16 protein-coding genes are annotated in these 18,703 nt (G+C 42.1%); 2 read left to right on the plus strand and 14 right to left on the minus strand.

Annotated features, from left to right (window positions below; all coding sequences use genetic code 11):
- Positions 1-27 precede the first annotated feature (27 nt).
- The 8 genes from ABWV72_RS17035 to ABWV72_RS17070 form a co-directional block, all read right to left on the minus strand.
- Positions 28-702: a 2OG-Fe(II) oxygenase gene (locus ABWV72_RS17035; RefSeq protein ID WP_353371931.1), complete on the minus strand. Its 675-nt coding sequence runs from the start codon at positions 700-702 to the stop codon at positions 28-30.
- A gap of 254 nt (positions 703-956) precedes the next feature.
- Positions 957-1,526 carry a hypothetical protein gene (locus ABWV72_RS17040; RefSeq protein WP_353371933.1) on the minus strand — a complete coding sequence of 190 codons (570 nt, stop codon included), beginning with the start codon at positions 1,524-1,526 and terminating at the stop codon, positions 957-959.
- Positions 1,527-1,580: 54 nt separating this feature from the next.
- Positions 1,581-2,303 carry a ZIP family metal transporter gene (locus tag ABWV72_RS17045; protein WP_353371935.1) on the minus strand — a complete coding sequence of 241 codons (723 nt, stop codon included), beginning with the start codon at positions 2,301-2,303 and terminating at the stop codon, positions 1,581-1,583.
- 47 nt (positions 2,304-2,350) lie between these two features.
- A complete protein-coding gene (locus tag ABWV72_RS17050) occupies positions 2,351-2,554 on the minus strand; it encodes a DUF3565 domain-containing protein (protein WP_353371937.1) in 204 nt (67 codons plus the stop codon).
- A gap of 40 nt (positions 2,555-2,594) precedes the next feature.
- The gene (locus ABWV72_RS17055) at positions 2,595-2,864 is read right to left on the minus strand and encodes a hypothetical protein (protein WP_303501689.1); all 270 of its coding nucleotides are present in this window, start codon (positions 2,862-2,864) and stop codon (positions 2,595-2,597) included.
- A gap of 73 nt (positions 2,865-2,937) precedes the next feature.
- Complete coding sequence (locus ABWV72_RS17060; RefSeq protein ID WP_353371939.1) at positions 2,938-3,345, minus strand: VOC family protein; 408 nt, start codon at positions 3,343-3,345, stop codon at positions 2,938-2,940.
- 64 nt (positions 3,346-3,409) lie between these two features.
- Positions 3,410-3,673 carry an RNA recognition motif domain-containing protein gene (locus ABWV72_RS17065; protein WP_216047708.1) on the minus strand — a complete coding sequence of 88 codons (264 nt, stop codon included), beginning with the start codon at positions 3,671-3,673 and terminating at the stop codon, positions 3,410-3,412.
- Positions 3,674-3,826: 153 nt separating this feature from the next.
- Entirely contained in the window at positions 3,827-4,738 is a 912-nt protein-coding gene (locus tag ABWV72_RS17070; RefSeq protein WP_342805946.1) for a sensor domain-containing diguanylate cyclase, read from the minus strand.
- A 385-nt stretch (positions 4,739-5,123) separates the two neighbouring features.
- Here ABWV72_RS17070 and ABWV72_RS17075 point away from each other — a divergent pair, with 385 nt between their 5' ends.
- Positions 5,124-7,478: a TonB-dependent receptor gene (locus tag ABWV72_RS17075; RefSeq protein ID WP_353371942.1), complete on the plus strand. Its 2,355-nt coding sequence runs from the start codon at positions 5,124-5,126 to the stop codon at positions 7,476-7,478.
- Between the two features lie 102 nt (positions 7,479-7,580).
- On the opposite strand, the gene ABWV72_RS17080 is transcribed toward ABWV72_RS17075, so the two are convergent.
- The 5 genes from ABWV72_RS17080 to dauA all read right to left on the minus strand — a co-directional run bounded on the left by ABWV72_RS17080 (position 7,581) and on the right by dauA (position 13,706).
- Positions 7,581-8,063 carry a DUF2165 family protein gene (locus ABWV72_RS17080; protein ID WP_216047705.1) on the minus strand — a complete coding sequence of 161 codons (483 nt, stop codon included), beginning with the start codon at positions 8,061-8,063 and terminating at the stop codon, positions 7,581-7,583.
- Positions 8,064-8,274: 211 nt separating this feature from the next.
- Positions 8,275-9,927, minus strand: coding sequence for a diguanylate cyclase (locus tag ABWV72_RS17085; RefSeq protein ID WP_353371944.1), 1,653 nt, complete (start codon positions 9,925-9,927; stop codon positions 8,275-8,277).
- The gene (locus ABWV72_RS17090; RefSeq protein WP_353371946.1) at positions 9,924-10,220 is read right to left on the minus strand and encodes a hypothetical protein; all 297 of its coding nucleotides are present in this window, start codon (positions 10,218-10,220) and stop codon (positions 9,924-9,926) included. Before ABWV72_RS17090 ends, ABWV72_RS17085 begins: the two co-directional genes overlap by 4 nt.
- A gap of 145 nt (positions 10,221-10,365) precedes the next feature.
- Entirely contained in the window at positions 10,366-11,658 is a 1,293-nt protein-coding gene (locus ABWV72_RS17095) for a hypothetical protein (protein ID WP_353371948.1), read from the minus strand.
- A 356-nt stretch (positions 11,659-12,014) separates the two neighbouring features.
- Complete coding sequence (gene dauA / locus ABWV72_RS17100) at positions 12,015-13,706, minus strand: C4-dicarboxylic acid transporter DauA (RefSeq protein WP_353371950.1); 1,692 nt, start codon at positions 13,704-13,706, stop codon at positions 12,015-12,017.
- Positions 13,707-14,757: 1,051 nt separating this feature from the next.
- Between dauA and ABWV72_RS17105 the strand changes: the two genes are divergently transcribed.
- Positions 14,758-16,275, plus strand: coding sequence for a DUF3360 family protein (locus ABWV72_RS17105; RefSeq protein WP_216047700.1), 1,518 nt, complete (start codon positions 14,758-14,760; stop codon positions 16,273-16,275).
- Positions 16,276-16,330: 55 nt separating this feature from the next.
- Here ABWV72_RS17105 and ABWV72_RS17110 read toward each other — a convergent pair whose 3' ends face one another.
- Positions 16,331-18,646 carry an FdhF/YdeP family oxidoreductase gene (locus ABWV72_RS17110; protein WP_353371952.1) on the minus strand — a complete coding sequence of 772 codons (2,316 nt, stop codon included), beginning with the start codon at positions 18,644-18,646 and terminating at the stop codon, positions 16,331-16,333.
- Positions 18,647-18,703: the final 57 nt, after the last annotated feature.

Raw genomic sequence — 18,703 nt, forward strand, 5'->3', positions numbered from 1 at the left:
GAGCAAAATCTGGATTGCACAAAAAACTTATAAAGGAGGATCCACTCGCTCAGAAACAGAAGTGTTGACTCGATACCATCCGGCAATTGAATAGCGATCACGTTGCGCTGGCAAAACTTCATGGGGAAAATCTTCACTTAAGAAAACCACTATGGTTCCCATCAACGGAACAACTTTAATCCCTTCAATGTCGTTATCGTCGGTAAACAGAACTAACTCACCACCGTCATCGATTGCCCAACCAGAATTAAGGTATGTCACTATTGATAACACACGCTGGGCTTCGCCTTTAAACGCATCATAATGACGTTTGTAATACATTCCGGGGGCATAATGCGCAAAGTGACTTTCAAACGAAAACAAACCAAGAAACAATCGGCTATTTAAATAGCGTTGTAGCTGGGCGGTCCAATTTAACCACTCAACTTCCTCTGGTGATTTTCCGGTGATCCAACAAATTTCGTCGGTTCTGACAAATTCATTTTTCAGGTAATCATTTCCTCGGCCAATGCCAGCAGCCTTAAAACGTTGCTCGTCCATTTTCAGCTGATATTGGCTCATGGAAGTGCAAAGCGCACTTGGTAACGCAACAGGTGTAATGCTGTACCCTTGGTGATATAAATCATCAGCAATAGCCGCAAACAAGGTTTCGTCAAAACCACTGTTATCACTTTTCAGAACCAAAGATTGGATGGCGCTCACGTTTGTTACCTTACAAAAGCCTAATTAATTTAAATTGAAAGAAAATGGATGATTATCTGGAGATGTAAAATGCAAAAAAACGCCAATTAACGCTTAAAATCTGTGCAATACTCGCCAGGGTGGCGAGTATACGACCATTTGAACATTTTACTAAGTTTATTATTTATCTAAAACGTAATTACCGCTTACGCACCAATTATAAGCCTGTAACGACATAGCAGTAGCGCGTTTTTTTATAGGGTTTAGAGTAGGTTTTAAGAACAATTAGCCACTACCGAACGCGCCTCTTGCCAAGCTGTGTCGGCATCAAAGCCTTCAATAAGACCATTGCTGTGTTTTTGTTCTGTAAACGAGCCTATGCCATGTTGGATCATGTAAGTGGGTATATAGGTAGGCTTCCCTAGTTTTTTCAGATCTTTACAGGTAGCAGAATTATTCGATGTTTTCTGCTTTATGTAAGTTAATAGTTCATTCAAGGTTTGTTGTTCTTGGTCGCCAAAGGAATTCATTCTCAATACCATAATTGCTTGGTGGCCAGAACGATCTGCAACTCTGCGAGTATCAAAATAGCCATAGCTCATAGCCACTAAATATAGATCTGAGGCCTTATCAAATTCATCCTGTTCAATGCACTCTGTTAAACCTAAAAATAGATCGGCAGGCGTGTGCGACGAATTTACATCATCAATGCCCACGCAACCTAGCATAGTGGATGATTGCAAATTACCTTGCGCTTCATAATTCACGGTTTGGATTGGAGAGGTTGGCTGACAAGCTGTCAAACTTAACAACAATACACATGTGGCTAGTCTTTTAATTTTCATGCACGACTTCTTTTAAAATGAATATTAGATGATCTCAGAATACCAGAGTGACAATTAGCTACTAGTCACCAACATGTCACTAAAAAGTGCCAAGCAGAAACCAACGACAGCTCCTAGTGGCGGGGCCCAGTGTTTAGCCAAACGTGATTGTGGTCCAATATCTTGAAAAATAATATACAAAATTCCACCTGAGGCAAACAACATAATTGCGCCTAAAACTGCTTCATAATCTGATAAAAAAACGTAACCGATAATCCCAGCAATAGGCCCCAATGGAATTAATGCACTCATGGTTAAAAGTGTTTTAGAAGATTTGTTGCCGTTGTTATGGTTAATTTCTCGGTAGCTATTAAAACCTTCAGGCAAATTTTGTAAACCAATGAACAATGCTAACAAAGGTGCCACTGGGGAACCCAGCGCAACTAAACCGCCTAGTGCAATTGCTTCGGGAATATAATCCAACATCATTCCCAGTAACTGCGGTGAATCATGCTTTTTCAAGCCGAGTCGCTTTTCAACAATAAAAAAAGCCACTCCGCCGAGTAACACAATCGGGATAGAGAACATAGAATGGCCCATACTGGCAATGCCTTCAGGCACTAATACAACTGACACCGCACCGAGTAAAATGCCACCGCCAAAAGCAATCACACCATGGCGTACTTCGCGCTCAATCCAAAGCGGGCGAATATGGTCAAAGCTAGCCAAAATTCCACCGATGAGAATACAACTCCCCGATAAACCGGTAAGTAAGATGATTGTTAGTATTTCAGACATTAAATTCCCACCCAGCAACTAAGATGAAACTATGATAGCAGTATTTTTTAGTTGTCTTTAGGTTCACCTCGATCACATTTTTTGCAATCCAACATAAAACCCAGTTTGGCATTCCTTCCAGACGCCGTTTCCACCCAAGGTCTATTGGCCCAAGGCGGGGTGTGTCTGACGTGCTGATTGTGACCACAATCAAGTTCGGCAACCCAATGCATTTCGTCGTCTTTATGATAACCCTTGATAGCCTGTTTCATGGTTTTATGTAATTTAGTAATAATCTGTTAAGTAAAGCAGTTAAATCGCCATTAAACCAATCCCGCCTAGCAACATAATTGCATAGTATTTGCCCCCAGAAGGAAAATAAGACAATAACCAGAAATACACAAAAGCAGCCAAACTCAAAATTAGGCTTAAAAAAAGCGTATGCCAAATAGCAACAGTGGAAATAAAACTAATAATAGATAGCGGCACAACGAATAATAAAGTGGGAGGAACGGGTTTTGCTACGACATCATGTAACGATAACGCAGCAAGCAGTAAGAAGACTTTAACCATCAAAAACATATGAAATGCATCCTGTGCTCATTATCGAGTTAAACAAATCACCGCATTTGTCGGCTTTACATCATCGATTATCTCAATCTGTTTTAACCTGAATAAGATCGAATTTATTTCCATACAAATCTTGAAACACCACAACAGTGCCATAAGGTTCTTCGCGCGGCTGTTCATCAAAGACAACGCCTTTGGATTGCATTTTTTGATAATCTCGCCAAAAATCATTGGTTTGTATAATCAAAAAAACGCTGTCGCCAGCTTGATTTCCCATAGCAGCAAGCTGTTGCTCTGACTCTGCTTTGAGCAACAACAAACTTGAGCTGGTTGAATCTCTTGGCGATATCTGAACAAATCGTTTACCGTCACCAACATCGACATTTTGAATAACGTCAAATTCTAATTTATCAGTATAAAAATCAATAGCATTGGCGTAACTATCTACCAATAAAGCCACGCTGCTAATATGCTGTTTAACTGACTGACTCATTCATTACATCCAGTTTGTTTTAAAAAATAACCGCTGAGGAAAGCTAGATAACAGCTCAAATTACTTATTCAGATGGATCGGCAACGCTTTTATCTTCGGCTTTTTTGACCCGTATTTTATTGCCACCTAGATTTTTATAATTTAGGTTTTGAATCGCAGCCTTAGCCTCTCTAGCGTTAGCCATTTCCACAAAACCAAACCCTTTTGACTCGCCGCTCACTTTGTCGATCACCAAAGTACAAGAACCAACTGTTCCAAATTCTTGAAATAATTCTTTTAATTCATTTTCTGAGGTACTACGGACTAGATTACGTACTAATATTTTCATGTATATTTCCTAAAAGCGCTGTTGATTGAGGATTCGCTTTAATATCTCGATTTTAAAGCGTAATACTTTGCAGAATAGCAAAACTCTATATCCAGCTAGGCTAATTAGGCAAAAAGTCGATGAATTATAACACTTATAATGAAAAGCTGGGGGTTAAAAAGAAATTTGGTTTCTTCCATTCTCTTTGGCCAAATACAGTAATTGATCGGTTCGACGAATAAACTCGCTCACATTATTATCATCTTTGGGATAAATTGAGTGCACTCCAATACTGGCCGTTAACATCGAACATATAGGTGAATTTTCGTTAGCTATGTTGAGCGAACGAATTTGCTCCAGTAACTCGTTAACTAATGGCTTAGCTTGCTGCAAATTTGTATCTCCATATACGAGTGCAAACTCTTCTCCGCCATAACGAGCGCACATATCGCTTGGTCTTTTAGCAAACTTTTGCAGTATCTTACCAATTGATTTTAAACAGCTATCTCCAACTTGATGTCCATAGCTATCATTTAATAATTTGAAATAATCTAGATCGATTATCGCAAGACAAATTGGCATGCCATGTCGATGACATCGCCTCCACTCACTTTCTATAAATTCATTAAAATAACGACGATTAGCAATACCAGTTAGTTCATCAATTCGCGATAGATTTAAAACCTCTTCCTCTGCTAGCTTTCGTTCTGTAATATTTTGATGGGAGATAACGAAGTAATGATTTCCTGACAGTAAAAAAGAAGATACTCGCATCATAAACCAGCGTGGCTCGTTAGGACTATGGCAAGGGTATTCTAAATAAAAAAGAGGTGAACGTTGTTCTATAACGCTTCGAATCCCCCTTCCAGCGTTAGCCCCGAATTCATCGCCAAAGGCCGCAGCTTTATCGCATACGTCTAAATAATTGACACCTCTCCAATCATTGCCGATTGAACATTCATTATTATCACCAAATGCTGACCAGCTTTTATTGACGTATTTAATCTCACCTGCGTCATCAATAACAACAATATGTTCAGTGATTGTATCAAGAACTAAGCTTAAAAATTCAAATGAATTTTCCACTCTCTACTCCAAGGGTTATTGATAATTGCGCTTTCATTTTTACTGCTAGGTTCTCGATGATCATAAGTATTTTTTCCTAACTCCCCTAAAGTTTTCATGATGAAATAATTCGAAAACTCATAGGCTTAAAATCAATATTCAAGCAGCAAGATTAGTAGCTAATATAGCGTATCACAAAGCAGCTTATTTCAGCGCTTATCTAAACAAATCACACCTTATTTGCGCGAATTGACCGCAACCACTGCGGCAAGATGAATTTATGAATTTTATATTAAATTCAACAATTTAAGACATGCCGCCATAGCCTTTTTTAATGCAAGTGATATAATTAGCCGTCATCTAATTAGATGGCCAAACTTAGATAAACGTCAATTTTGGAAACCTTATGACAACGCACAAAGCAACAATCACTCAGTTTCGCAAAAAAGCAATTACCCTAGCAGTGGCCAGTACCTTTATTGCCACTTCAGGATCAGCACTACTCTCATCTCATGCCTATGCACAAACAACAAATGCACAAGCAGATGCTTTGGAAGTCATTACCGTCACGGCTCGTAAAAAAGTCGAATCAATACAAGATATCCCAGGGGTTGTTAATGTACTTGATGGCAAACAACTTAGAGCTAATGGTACAGCTGATGCCCAAGCGTTAGCCCTAAATACTCCAGGATTAATATACAGTGAAACCTACGCTGGGGCATCATCTCCTAGAATCACCATACGTGGCGTAGGTGATGATGACTTTAATCCAAACGGCTCATCATCTGCCGCTATTCATGTAAATGGTGTTTACCAAGGTACCAATGGCTTGTTAAACGGTCAGTACTTCGATATTGACAGAGTAGAAGTATTAAAAGGCCCACAGGGTACCCTATACGGACGTAACGCGACCGCTGGTGCAGTGAACATTCTGACCAATCGTCCCGATGTGGATTTTGGCGGCTATGTTGATTTAGACGTTGGTAACTACGGTTTGTTTCGCGGTGAAGGTGCGGTAGATATTCCTATTTCTGAGGATTTCTTAGTTCGCATTGCAGGTATGTATGAATCCTCTGATGGTTTTTATGAGCACTTAGGTACGGGCCCAGGAACTGGATACACTTATGCGGATGGAACAATTGCGCCGCAAGAAAGTGTAGCGGCTCAAGGCGACTGGGGCGGGGCCGATCGTATTTCAGCTCGTGTAACTGCTGAATGGACGGTTTCAGACAGCACATTGGTGACAGCTAAAGTCACTATGGGAGAAGATAACTCTGAATTAGCTATCCCAGATGTCACCGCGGATAACTGGGCGGAGTATGCAAGCACATCAGCGTTCTTTTTAAACCCACAAGATCCTGCACTTATTGAATTTGCCAATGCCTTAGACAACGACCCTTTCACTGTCTATTCCAACATGCTACCTAAATTAGATTCAGATCAGTTTGGCGCAAACCTGCAAATTGAACACGAGTTTTCAACGGATATGACGGGAACTGTTTTAATTGGCTATGAGTCACTTGACCGTGATTACACAACCTCTGACAACCTACCATTTGCAGTTGCTGATTATTTATTCAGAAATGAATTTTCACAATTTACGATTGAAGCTCGACTAGCTGGGAGCTATTCAGAAAACCTTAACTGGTTGCTTGGCGCTTTCGCCTTGCAAGATGAAGTCGACTTTGGCACTAACTTATTGTTCTTAAACTCTGGATTGTGGCAAACCGACGTGCAAACAGATTATATTCAAGAACGTGATTCTTTTGGCCTGTTTGCCTCATCAGACTGGACCCCAGTAGATTGGTTTACGTTAGAAACGGGCATTCGTTATTCATCAGATGAAGTCACATTCGAAGGACAGACTCAAAACCTAGACCCTTATGGTGTTTACGGTACTGCACCGACATTTTTCCCTGCAGGTGACGTGTATATTGGTGTGCCAATTGATCCACTATCTCCACTGATGTTTGATGAATCTTTGGATGACAGTGAAGTAACGTGGAAAATTAGCAGTATATTTACGCCGGCACAGCAATGGCGACTATATGCAACAATTAGCACTGGTTACAAAGCAGGTGGCTTTGACGGTTCAACCATATTGACACCCGAAGAAGCTCTGCCGATTGATTCTGAAACCTTGATTGCCTATGAGCTAGGTTCGAAGTATCGTTCAACTGACGGCTTGCTCTCTGCAGAAGCCAACCTGTTCTATTATGACTTTTCTGATTACCAGTCTACGGCAACGTTATTCGTAGCAGGAGCCAGTACCAATGTTCGTGCTAATGTATCAGATGCCACAATCAAAGGCGCTGAATTTGCTCTTACTTTATCGCCAATTGATGGATTAGATATTCGTGCAGGTGCAGCGTTTGTTGAATCGGAAATCGATAACTTCCAAGGTGAAGATGCAACTATTGAAGGCAATGACTTACCGTTTTCTCCAGATGTGTCTTGGAATATAGCCGTAGTTTATGCAACAGCCATCGACGATAACTTTACTCTGCGTACACAAATTGACGCGAGCAATACTGGTGAGCACTACCAAACTATCAACAACAATGATCAGGTCGACTCTTACACTGTAACAAATGCGCGCATAGCGTTGGAAACAGAAGATTGGGAAGTGGCGTTATGGGTAAGAAACTTGGCGGATGAAGATTACAATGTTGGCTTCTTTCCGACCACAGGATTATCTCCAGATACCTTCTTAAAGGGCGCTCCGCGTACCTTTGGTGTGAACATGTTAATGCATTTCTAATAAACACCATGGATACCAAAATCAACTGCTGATTTAGGTGCATCATTAACAAGGCGATATGACATCTCATATCGCCTTTTTTATACTCCGCCGAAGCTAACGCTAATCCTTTAAAGCGACAAAAATAGCGATTAAAGAGATCATCCCAGCATAACGAAAAGCCGAGCCTAATACCGGCACCAACATCGACTCTGAACGCCACAATTCAAACCAGCTTTCAGCAATAATAATGAAGCCACCGAACAACATAATGATAGCCACAGCACACCCTGTGAGCGCAATTTGTTTTGCTGCGTTGAACACCGTACTGTTGGCATTATGCGCTCTCCACATGCGAATTGAACCCAGCGTACACATAACGCCAGTAGTCAATTTTGCCCCCAAAATTAACAGTGCGCCAATCCAAATAACCAAGGTATTTGAGGTGGCTTGCCAGCTTTCAGTGCCACCAGTAACAGTTACCATCGAAGTCGCAGCCCCGACAGCGGCCAATGTACCGTCCCAATCTATTAGGTTGTGAAAAGACCCAACAAACCCCCAAAGTGCAACCGTAAGAATCATGATCGATTTTGCTCGTCTGAGCATAAACATCCCTCCCGCAATTTGTCATTATTTTCCCTACGACCATCTGACATTGTTCACTTCCGCATTTACACGTAACGCCTGCAGATATGCGTAGATCATTTTTAAAGCTTAGTCCAAATTAGGAAAAATCCAAAAATAGCGAGCACAGATTAGATTGAAAGGGAAATCATCAGCTTGGAAGGAAATAGCGGCTTAACAAGGCGATTACTTTTTAAAGAATTTTTGGGTAGGCCATTGCATAAGTGTTTTTGCCTGTGCGTTTAACTTTATACATACTAGCGTCGGCCATATCGAGCAACGTTACGCGGTCAAGTGAATGTATTGGAGCACAAGCGATGCCAATACTTGCTCCCACCTGCACTTTAGTGCCATCTTTTAAAACAATTGGAGCACATACGGCAGCCATAATAGCATCTGCCACTATCGTTAAAGCGTCATCACTGGGACCTATATCACGCAAGGCAACAACAAATTCGTCGCCGCCTAGCCTTCCAACCAAATCAGTTGATCGACGCACCGCGTTTTTCATTCGCAAAGCACATTCAATTAATACTTTATCACCCGCTTCATGACCGTATCGATCATTGATCTGCTTAAAGCCATCAAGGTCGATACACATAACACTCACAGCGGTAGCATTAGTCCGGCATTCTTCCAAAAATCGCTCGATAATAGCATGACTTGAGGCGCGATTATTCAGCCCGGTCAGAGCATCATGATCAGCTTGATAACGCACCGCGGTTTCGACACTCTTACGCTCGGTGATATCATACATAACACCTTCGGTCGTTATTGCCCTTAGGGTATCCGTTACCGAAGGACCAGCATGTACCGATATCAAACAATGTACCCAACGGCGCACATCGCCTTTTTGCACCAATTCAAGATCGCCTGACACCGTTTCACCAGTGCGAATAGATTCTTGCACCATTGCACGAACTTTGTCTGGTTGACCAAAAACCCGCTCAATAAAGTTATCATGTTTGAGCTGCTGCATCCCTGATAATGACATACCGACAACTTTTGACACCGTTGGATTGCTATTGATCAACAAACCATTTTGGTCTAAAACAAAAATCCCCGCACTACTGGAATCGAATATTTGACGATATTGTGATTCCATTAATTCTATTTCGTGGCGTAATTCCCGCTCCCGACTCAATGCAATTGTATTCGAATCTAGCAACTCATTAGCACTATTAATCAATATACCTATCTCGTCTCCACGATGCAGCGAAGGAGTCTCTAAACGCTCACTAGTGCCAGGCGACATTATTCGTAATTGCTCAGCCAAGCGTGTAATAGGGCGTGAAACCAAAGCGGCTACAACCGCGTAGATAAGAATAGCCACTAATGCTGTTTGCCCAACCATCATCCAAGCCAAGGTTAATGCTTCTTGTTTCGCAACCTTAGCGATTTGGTCTTGGTGGGCGTAAATAAGCAAAAATCCAACGATTTCCTGTTCATCAAAAGGAGAGTACAAGACTTGTTTTACATAGGTATTTCGAGTGGTATCCAGATTATTTAAAGCGCGGGGTTCGGCCTGCGGATTTTGCGCCAATATATCGCCATCGGCAGACTCAACCTGCACCAAAGCAACCAAAGAATTACGGGCTAACCCATTAACCACTTCAGCCAATAACACCGAATCTGATGCAAACGCGCCAATAGCAACGGTTTTTTCAACAGCTTGAGCAAGATCCGTAAGGGTTGCTTGACTGGTCGAAATTCCGCGCTTTTCACCTAAATGATAAGCAAATAAACCTGCTGTAATCGAAAAAATTACAGCGCCCAAAATGATGATTAGCAGAAGGCGAGTTTGTAGACCTGCGAAAACGCCAAATCCGCGTTTAGTATCATTCAAGGAAGCTTCTTAAGGACCAATATTGCTCGCAATGAATCATCTTCTGGCGCTTCGCTTAACCAACCGATTCCACTTGGATTACGCTTGAGTATATCAATCATCGCTTTTTCGTTAGGCAAAGGTTGTGGCGGCATACTCTGACCTGAAAACATCAAACGAGACCAGTAACTGTTAACTTGTGCCATACTCCACCCTGTTAGTGCTTTATAAAAAGCCGCACTATTAGGATCGTCTCGAGGTAAATCAAAAACCAATGCAAAATCGCCGTTTGAAAAGCCTCGACTGCGTCCCATGAAAAGGTTACCAGCTCTTTTTTTGTCATGTTTTGTTGAGGATTATTAGCGTTCACTACAATATAGAAGTCTGCATGCGCCAGTTTGCCAAACAAAATGAGCAGCATGAACAACGAATAGCGTAATGTTGTTTTAATTAACCCGTTCAAAATACAAAATCCAATAGCACACTGTAGACGTCTGCGTTAGCTGATTCGAATGTACCATTTGTCCACAATCTGGCCCCGTATTCATCGATACTAACCTGATCCCATTGTATTTTTAACGCCATGTCATGACGGAAATCCCAGCGACCGCCCAACGAAAATGTGTGCTGATTAGCGCCAGAACTATTTACCGCAATTGCTGATGCAGAGGCTAAAGCTTGAGCTTGAAATGCACCTGTCTCACCGATAATAGGCGTCAGAGGTGTTGCCCAATCAGGAGTAGAAACGGGTAATTTTGGCGTAGAAATACGGCTATAGCCTGCAAAAAGGGTCACTGCACCAATTCGTCTTCCAAAACCTACATATCCAGCAGTAAGACGCGTAGATGGATGGCCTGTAACCTTCGTCAATTCAAAGGTCCACAACCAATCCAATGAGTCATAATTCATCGCAAAAGAATGATAAATCCCATGGGAATCGCTGCTGTCTAACCTAGATTGAAAACTTTCCACTTGGCTTACAATTTGAGGAATTGGCAGGACTGTCATTGAGTTGAGCCCGTCGAGTAAAGGCACCAAGGGCGCGGGGTTATCGTCTAAACCCGCATGGGCAAGCCCAAGGCGTAAAGTTAACCCATTGGATTCGCGAGACACCGTGAGTCCGTAAACCGGCTTCACTGAAGTCCGGCCGTCAAAGGCCAAGTCTCCACTATGTGAACGCCCAGCATAGGCCTTAAAACGCCAAAAACTATCGCCGAATTGCATATCTTTGTTGATATCAATACCGTCAAGTGAGTGTGGTAAAGAACCATAAAATTCCACTGGCGGCCGTGCAAACGGATAAGCAAAACCAACGTTGCGATAATCTGCCGATAAAAATGCGTCTATATTGACCCGTCCGACTCGCATGGTTAAATCAGCTAAAGGTCGGTACGCCGCAAACGCCCATTCAATGGCATCACTTGCTGGAGCATAACTAGAGCGTCGCTTCAAAACAAATTGACCGACCAACTCAAACTGCGCATTTGGCGCATAGTTAAACTGCAGGCCCAATCGAGAATCAATATCTCCACGCAGGTCACCATCGTTGGCTGGTTGAGAAATATCTCGCCTAAAACCCCAGTCGTCAGGTGCATCGACGTTGGTAACTCCCAAAGTTCCAAAACCACTGATCCGCAGAGCAGAACCCGTTCCTTGATTAGATTGTGCGATTACACTAGTGGTAGACAAACACAACGTAACTAAACATAGAGAACGTAGTACTAAATATTTATAAAATTTAAATCTGAACATCAAAACGCTCTCTCGACAGAAAAACTCTTCAAACCGATGATTATATTTATGAGTGGATTTTTCTGACAAAAGGCAATCAGACAAATGTTAGGTGAATATGGTTTTAACAATACAAGCATGTATAAAATCTCGTTAATATCCTTTAACTCAACAAACCTATACATTCAGAATAGCACAAGAAAAAATATGGGATAAAAATATTCCAAATAATCATACTAAAGTATGACCTTTTTAATTCGCTCCATGCTTTTGTTTAACTACGCCTTACCTATAGTATTTTTAGAATATTAAGGCTCAAAATGTACTAACATCTTTTGTCCATTTTGAGCCCATTTGAAGGGAATAATAACCTGAGGTTAGGCAGGCATTTTGCGGGCTAATTCAAAACTGTCGTTAAGGGTTCTTGAAAATGCCACCTTGCCGATTTTTTTCCTAATCCCTGCACGTCTAAGTTTTAAAATCATGCGTGGCTGCAAACTATTAATGATTAACCCAATATTTTTTTGCTGTAAATCATTGGCGATGGACTCCATGGCCACAATCGCACTCATATCCAGCAGCGTTACTTCAGACATATCGAGGATCACAACCCGCACATCAGGCCGAACGGAAGCAATGGTTTTCAGTGCTTTATGTGCCGAACCAAAAAACAATGCACCGTTAATGTCATATACGACCGTATTGTCGGGCATGTCATAGTCCCCGTGGTCGGCCTCAATCTGAGAAGTTTGGGTAAGACTGATGCTTCTTCTTATGAACAGCATTGCCGCTAATCCAATACCTACGCCCACAGCAATCGTCATATCAAACAATACAGTAAGCAGAAAACACAAAACCAAAACAACTACATCATCTCTAGGAGCAATTTTTAAGGTCCGAATAAAATATTTAGCCTCACTCATATTCCACGCAACCATCAATAACAATGCGGCCATGGACGCCATAGGAATATACGACAACAAAGGAGTTAAAAGTAGGATACTAAGTAAGATGAACAAGCCATGGACAACGGAAGATAGCGGCAAGCTTCCTCCAGTTTTAACGTTCGCTGCGGTACGAGCAATAGCTGCTGTAGCAGGTAACCCACCAAATAATGGAGCGATAATATTACCAACCCCTTGACCGATAAGTTCATCATTTGAATTGTGTTTTTTGCCCGACATCCCGTCGGCAACAACGGCACATAATAAGGATTCAAGTGCACCCAATATAGCGATAGTTATCGCTGATGGGAGCAACAATCTAACCAATTCAAAACTGATCCCGATAGGCGCACCATCCGCTCCAGGTAAATTCCAAGGCCAATCGAAGGACGGTAGAATAGGAGGAATACCGTTTCCTACAATGCCATTGATATCAAACGAGAAGCGACTACCAATAGTGGCAACAGAAAAGTCAGCTACATACAAACTGAGTAACCAAGCGGTAAAACTGGCTATCAGTAAGGCAACCAAGTGCCCTGGAATTTTAGAACGAAACTTTGGCCATACTAACAACACCGTTAAAGTTAAAATGCCAATTAGGGTTTCTTGCCATGCAAGAGTAGGCAATGCCATAAAGATAGTGGTTAACTTATCTAGATAGTGACCGTCGAGAGATTCAATCCTGAGCCCCAAAAAGTCACCAATTTGAAAGGTGGCAATCACCACGCTAATGCCTGAAGTGAAGCCAACGATCACTGGATAGGGCACGATTTCAATGAGTTTTCCAAACTTCCCTACCCCCATTAAAACAAGAATAAAACCGGCCATGAAACCGCTAACCAACAACCCGCCTAGGCCATATTGTTGCACTATCGGCAGCAAAATAACCACAAAGGCCGCTGTTGGACCAGAAATATTAACTTTAGAGCCACCCGTTAAGGCAATAATGACACCTGCCACTATTGCGGTATACAGACCGTGCTGTGGTGGTACGCCACTGGCGATGGCCAACGCCATAGAAAGGGGAAGAGCAATAACACCAACGGTTAAGCCGGCCAGAACGTTAGCCTGAATCTCATGGTAAGACGGTTTACTTTGTATCGATTTTCTAAGTGCAGATAGCATTTGGGACCTGATTTAAGTTGTGCTCTAACGAGACTCTAGAAAAAGTCGTTAAATTACAGTCATATCACGCATTCACGTAATTAATTTGATACAAAATCAGCGAGCCTGTTGAGGGCAGGACTTTGGTGGCAATAAGTTCGAGAAAATAGATGCCCGATCAACTCAGTAAGGACACATTAAAGGTCACATTGAATTAATTTAGTCTCTTTTAATGCTGGAGGGATATGACTATGACCCAGTTTGAAGAGCACTCGAGCTGAACCATGCTTGTACAGCAATACTCTGTGGAATATTCACCATACAATTTTATGCTCGATTTACCACTACTTTAGTTTTCTGTCCAATTCCTAAAAGCGCTTTTACGCTGATATCAATATCGTACGTTGAACGTGAAACCAACTTTTTCTGCTCATTTGAGCTGTTTAAGTGTTTTTTAGTCTATTTAGTTTTGAACTAAGTAGACTCAGACAACAAACCTGTAGTCTGGCTAAATTATACTCTAAAACCCAATGCTGGAGCAAAAAAAATTGGCTAAAAACCATTAAAAAAAAGTGAAAAATCACATAATTTTTATTCCTCTCAGCTACAACCACCATTTATTAGCAAAAAATGACTCTTGTATTTATGCCTACGAATCAAGGGTATTTTTACAAAAAATTTTAGACATAAAATAAATAAACTGACTGTTATCTATATTTTTTTTGAATAATTGGCGGTGCTCAGCATTGTAAGTCACAAATTCTAAGCAAGCATTAAAGAGTAAACTCTAATCAGTTTTAAAAAGCAGGAAGTTAGTTGATACCCATGTGGTTATTCAATTTAGCGGGCATCTAGACCGAAAAATAGGCTAATCATTTGATTTGTATGTTTAAATTAACTGATATTTTCTAATTTACTACAATTTACATTCACAAATTTCAACGAAAATATGTAAGACCTTAGGCTTATCGTAATTTTTTAAAAGCTGATCTATTCTACGCCCTCAACATTCATTTGCTTTAAATAAAGCTATTTTTTATTTTTTAAGAGCAACTATGTTGCCGGGGAAATCATGAATACCACGCCGCAAGATGAGATTACATCTGGAGCTGAAAAGGTGACGGAGAATCAAGCCGTTTCCGATAGCTATGAAAAACTTCACAAACCGAGCTCTGAATTCGCAACGAGAGACGAATACCTAGAGCACGAACTGCAAATTATGCAGCCAAAACGCTGGCGACCTAATCTACCGTTTAGGGATTACCGTTTTGAATTCGAAGACACCATTCCCGCGATGGCAGCCACAATTGGAAAAGTAGTAATGGTTGCGGCCATTGCAGCTACCTTTGCCGGCGCGCTAGGGCTTGGCGATGAGTTTGTTTTAGAAAATGTGCGCTACGAGTTACTCATAGTGTCCTTTTTCATTATTTTATTTTCGGGTTTTATTTTGCCTACCGCTAATTTAGCCGGAACCCATGGCCCGTTAATTCCGTTAATCCCCATTGTTGTCGCCACTGGCGGACACCCAATGGCATTTGGACTACTTATTGGTGCCTTTGGATTGATATTGGCATTCAGCAAAGGCGGAAGTCTGCTCGCCCGACTCACGAGTAAAGGAGTATGTGGCGGCCTACTACTTTATTTAGGCTTTATCGGCACGATTTCGCAGGTTAAAAAGCTGTTTGTTTGGGCTGAAGGTATTGATAAAACGCACATTGCTTTTATTGTTATTCTGGCCACAATTTTACTTTACGCGTTCTTAGAGCACTATAAAAAGCGTTGGTTAGCCGTGCCCTTAAGTTGTGTTTTAGGCGGCTTTACAGCCTTTGCTTTAGGTGCACCATTTGAGTTTCACACGGCACCTGGGCTACCGAATATGAACCCAATGTATTGGTGGGGAGAAAACACGGGGTGGATGTTGGGCTTACCGACCGCCGAAAGTTTTATTGTCGTGTTACCTTTTGCAATTCTTGCTGTAGCAATGTGGTCTCCCGACTTTTTGGGGCATCAAGTGTTTCAAAAAATAAGCTACCCAGAGCGTACTGAAAAAGTGCAAATGAATATTGATGACACTATGCTCAGCGCCTCAGCTCGACAAACCTTTGGTTCTATTTTAGGTGGCGCTAACTTCGCTTCGTCTTGGGGTACTTATATCGTCCCAGCCGCCATTGCTAAACGTCCAATACCTGCTGGTGCGATTTTAACCGCGTTATTCTGCGTAATTGCCGGAGTTTGGGGATATCCAATGGATCTCGCCATCTGGCAACCAGTACTGTGTGTAGCATTAATAGTAGGGGTTTTTATTCCGCTTCTAGAAGCTGGCATGGAAATGACACGTGAAGGCAAAACCACACAATCTGCGGCGATAGTGGTATTCGCTTCAACATTGGTGAACCCAGCGTTTGGTTGGTCTCTGACTATGTTGCTTGATAATTTAGGATTAATCGGCTGTAAAGAGAGAAGCTCTGAGTTAACTCACATGAGCCGTTGGATTATTCCGCTTGTCATGTTTGTTATATTAACCAGCGTAATGGCTATGGTTGGCATGTTACCGGGCATTCCAGCATTAATGCCTAGCTTTAGACACTAACTATTTGTAACACGGCAAGCGCAATTAGAGCGCTTGCCGTATTTTACTTTGATGATTAACCAGACGCGTGCAAGCTGATCACAATCGACTTATAGGCTGGTGTGTTACTTTTATCTGCAACACTGTCAATGGGTATCAAATCGTTGGTTTCAGGGTAATAAGCCGCTGCACATCCCCTAGGAATTGCATATTCTACTAGCGCAAAATCAGTCACTTCTCTAACGCTCGCCTTATCATTTGGCCAATGGCTACGAATCGTTACTTTTTGACCGCTGTGCAACCCTAACTCAGCAATGTCCTGTTTATTAATGAACAACACCTTACGCGTACCACGTACGCCACGATAGCGATCATTATTAGTGTATACAGTGGTGTTAAATTGGTCGTGACTGCGAATGGTCATCATCAATAAACACCCTTCTGACACCTCAACATTATCAATACTGTGCACCATAAAGTTTGCCTTCCCAGTAGCAGTGAGGAAGACACGAGCATCTCGCACACCATTGGGAAGTACAAATTCACCTAACGCATCAATTCGTTGGTTAAAGTTTTCAAAACCGGGGATCACATTAGCAATATGATCACGAATAAGACGGTAATCATCACGCAAGGCTATCCAGTTAACGCTATCGTTTTTAAGGGTGTAGTGCGCGAGTTGGGCGATAATATCCACTTCGCTTTTCAGCAAATCTGACGCAGGCGGTATTTTACCGTGAGAGGTTTGAATAACGCCCATCGAATTCTCAACGGTGATGGTTTGAATACCGCCCACTTGAGTATCGATTTCTGTGCGCCCTAACGCAGGTAAAATCAGTGCTTGCTTGCCAGTATAAAGATGCGAGCGGTTGAGCTTAGTTGACACCTGCACCGTTAATTCGCATTGACTTAGCCCTTGTTCATTGGCTTGATGATCAGGCATGGCCCTAAAAAAATTTCCACCGAGGGCAAACAGAACTTTAATTTGGCCTTGCTGCATACCATGCACAGTCTCAACTGCATCAACACCGTTGTCTCGGGGAGGGTTAAAGCCAAACTCTTGTTCAAGTGCATCTAGAAATTCAGGATTCGGTTTTTCCCAAATACCCATGGTACGGTCACCCTGCACGTTGCTATGACCTCGCACTGGACACACACCGGCTCCGGGCTTACCTAAGTTGCCTTGTAACATTAAAAAGTTGGTCATTAGCTGAATATTGGCCACCGCATTTTTATGCTGTGTCATACCCATTGCCCAACAACAAATGGTTTTTTTCGATCCACAGGCAATATCTGCGACCTGTTCAATAAGGGCTTGGCTTAAACCACTACCTTGCTGGATGTCTTGCCAGCTCGTTTGCTCGATATCGGCTTTGAACTCATCAAAACCGTGGCAATACTGCTCAATAAAATCGTGATCCAATACCGGCTGATGTTTGTTATCACGCTCAATTAATGCCTTACACAAACCTTTTAATAAGGCTACATCGCCATTTATTTTCACCGGCAAATACAAATCTCGCAGGGCGGTGCCGTTGCCAATAACACCCGAGACTTCTTGTGGGTTTTTAAAGCGTTTTAGACCTGTTTCATCCAGTGGGTTAATGGCTACGATTTTAGCGCCATTACGTTTTGCATCTTGCAGTGTTCCCAGCATTCGCGGGTGGTTTGTACCTGGATTTTGGCCAAACACAAAAATTGCCTCGGCCTGCTCTAAGTCTTCAAGGCTTACTGTCCCCTTGCCCACTCCAATGGTTTCACCTAAGCCCACGCCACTTGATTCATGACACATGTTCGAACAATCGGGCAAATTATTAGTACCAAATTTACGCACAAATAGTTGATATAAAAACGCAGCTTCGTTGCCGGTGCGTCCAGAGGTATAAAAGGCAGCTTGATTAGGGTTATCCAATAAATTTAATTGCTTAGCAATTAATTCAAACGCACTGTCCCAAGCAATTGGTTGATAGTGTTCTGCGCCCTCGGGCAACCACATTGGCTCAACTAAGCGCCCTTGATCGTTTAACCATCGGTCGGATTTTTCACATAACTGACGAATACTATGCTTGGCAAAAAACGCCCCATCGGCTCGTTTAGTGGTCGCCTCATCTGCTACCGCTTTTGCACCGTTTTCACAAAACTCAAATGTAGCCCGTTTATTTAATGGATCAGGCCAAGCGCAACCAGGACAATCGAACCCTTCGATTTGATTCAAATCAGACAGCAGCCGCGTACCTTTAAAGGGCCCAGCTTTGGAAGTGACGTTCTTGTATGCAGAAATGACGGCAGGGATGCCTGCGGCCCACTCTTTGGGCGAACTGATTTCAATACGTTGACTATCTGCTGGATCAAATGAAGGCGGTTTTCCATTAGCCGGTGACGCGGTTTTCATGTTGGCTCTTAATATTAAGGTTCGCTGAAATTTATTCGTTATGTCTTTATAATGTCG

Source organism: Aliiglaciecola sp. NS0011-25 (assembly GCF_040370605.1).
In the GTDB taxonomy this organism is placed as follows: domain Bacteria; phylum Pseudomonadota; class Gammaproteobacteria; order Enterobacterales; family Alteromonadaceae; genus Aliiglaciecola; species Aliiglaciecola lipolytica_A.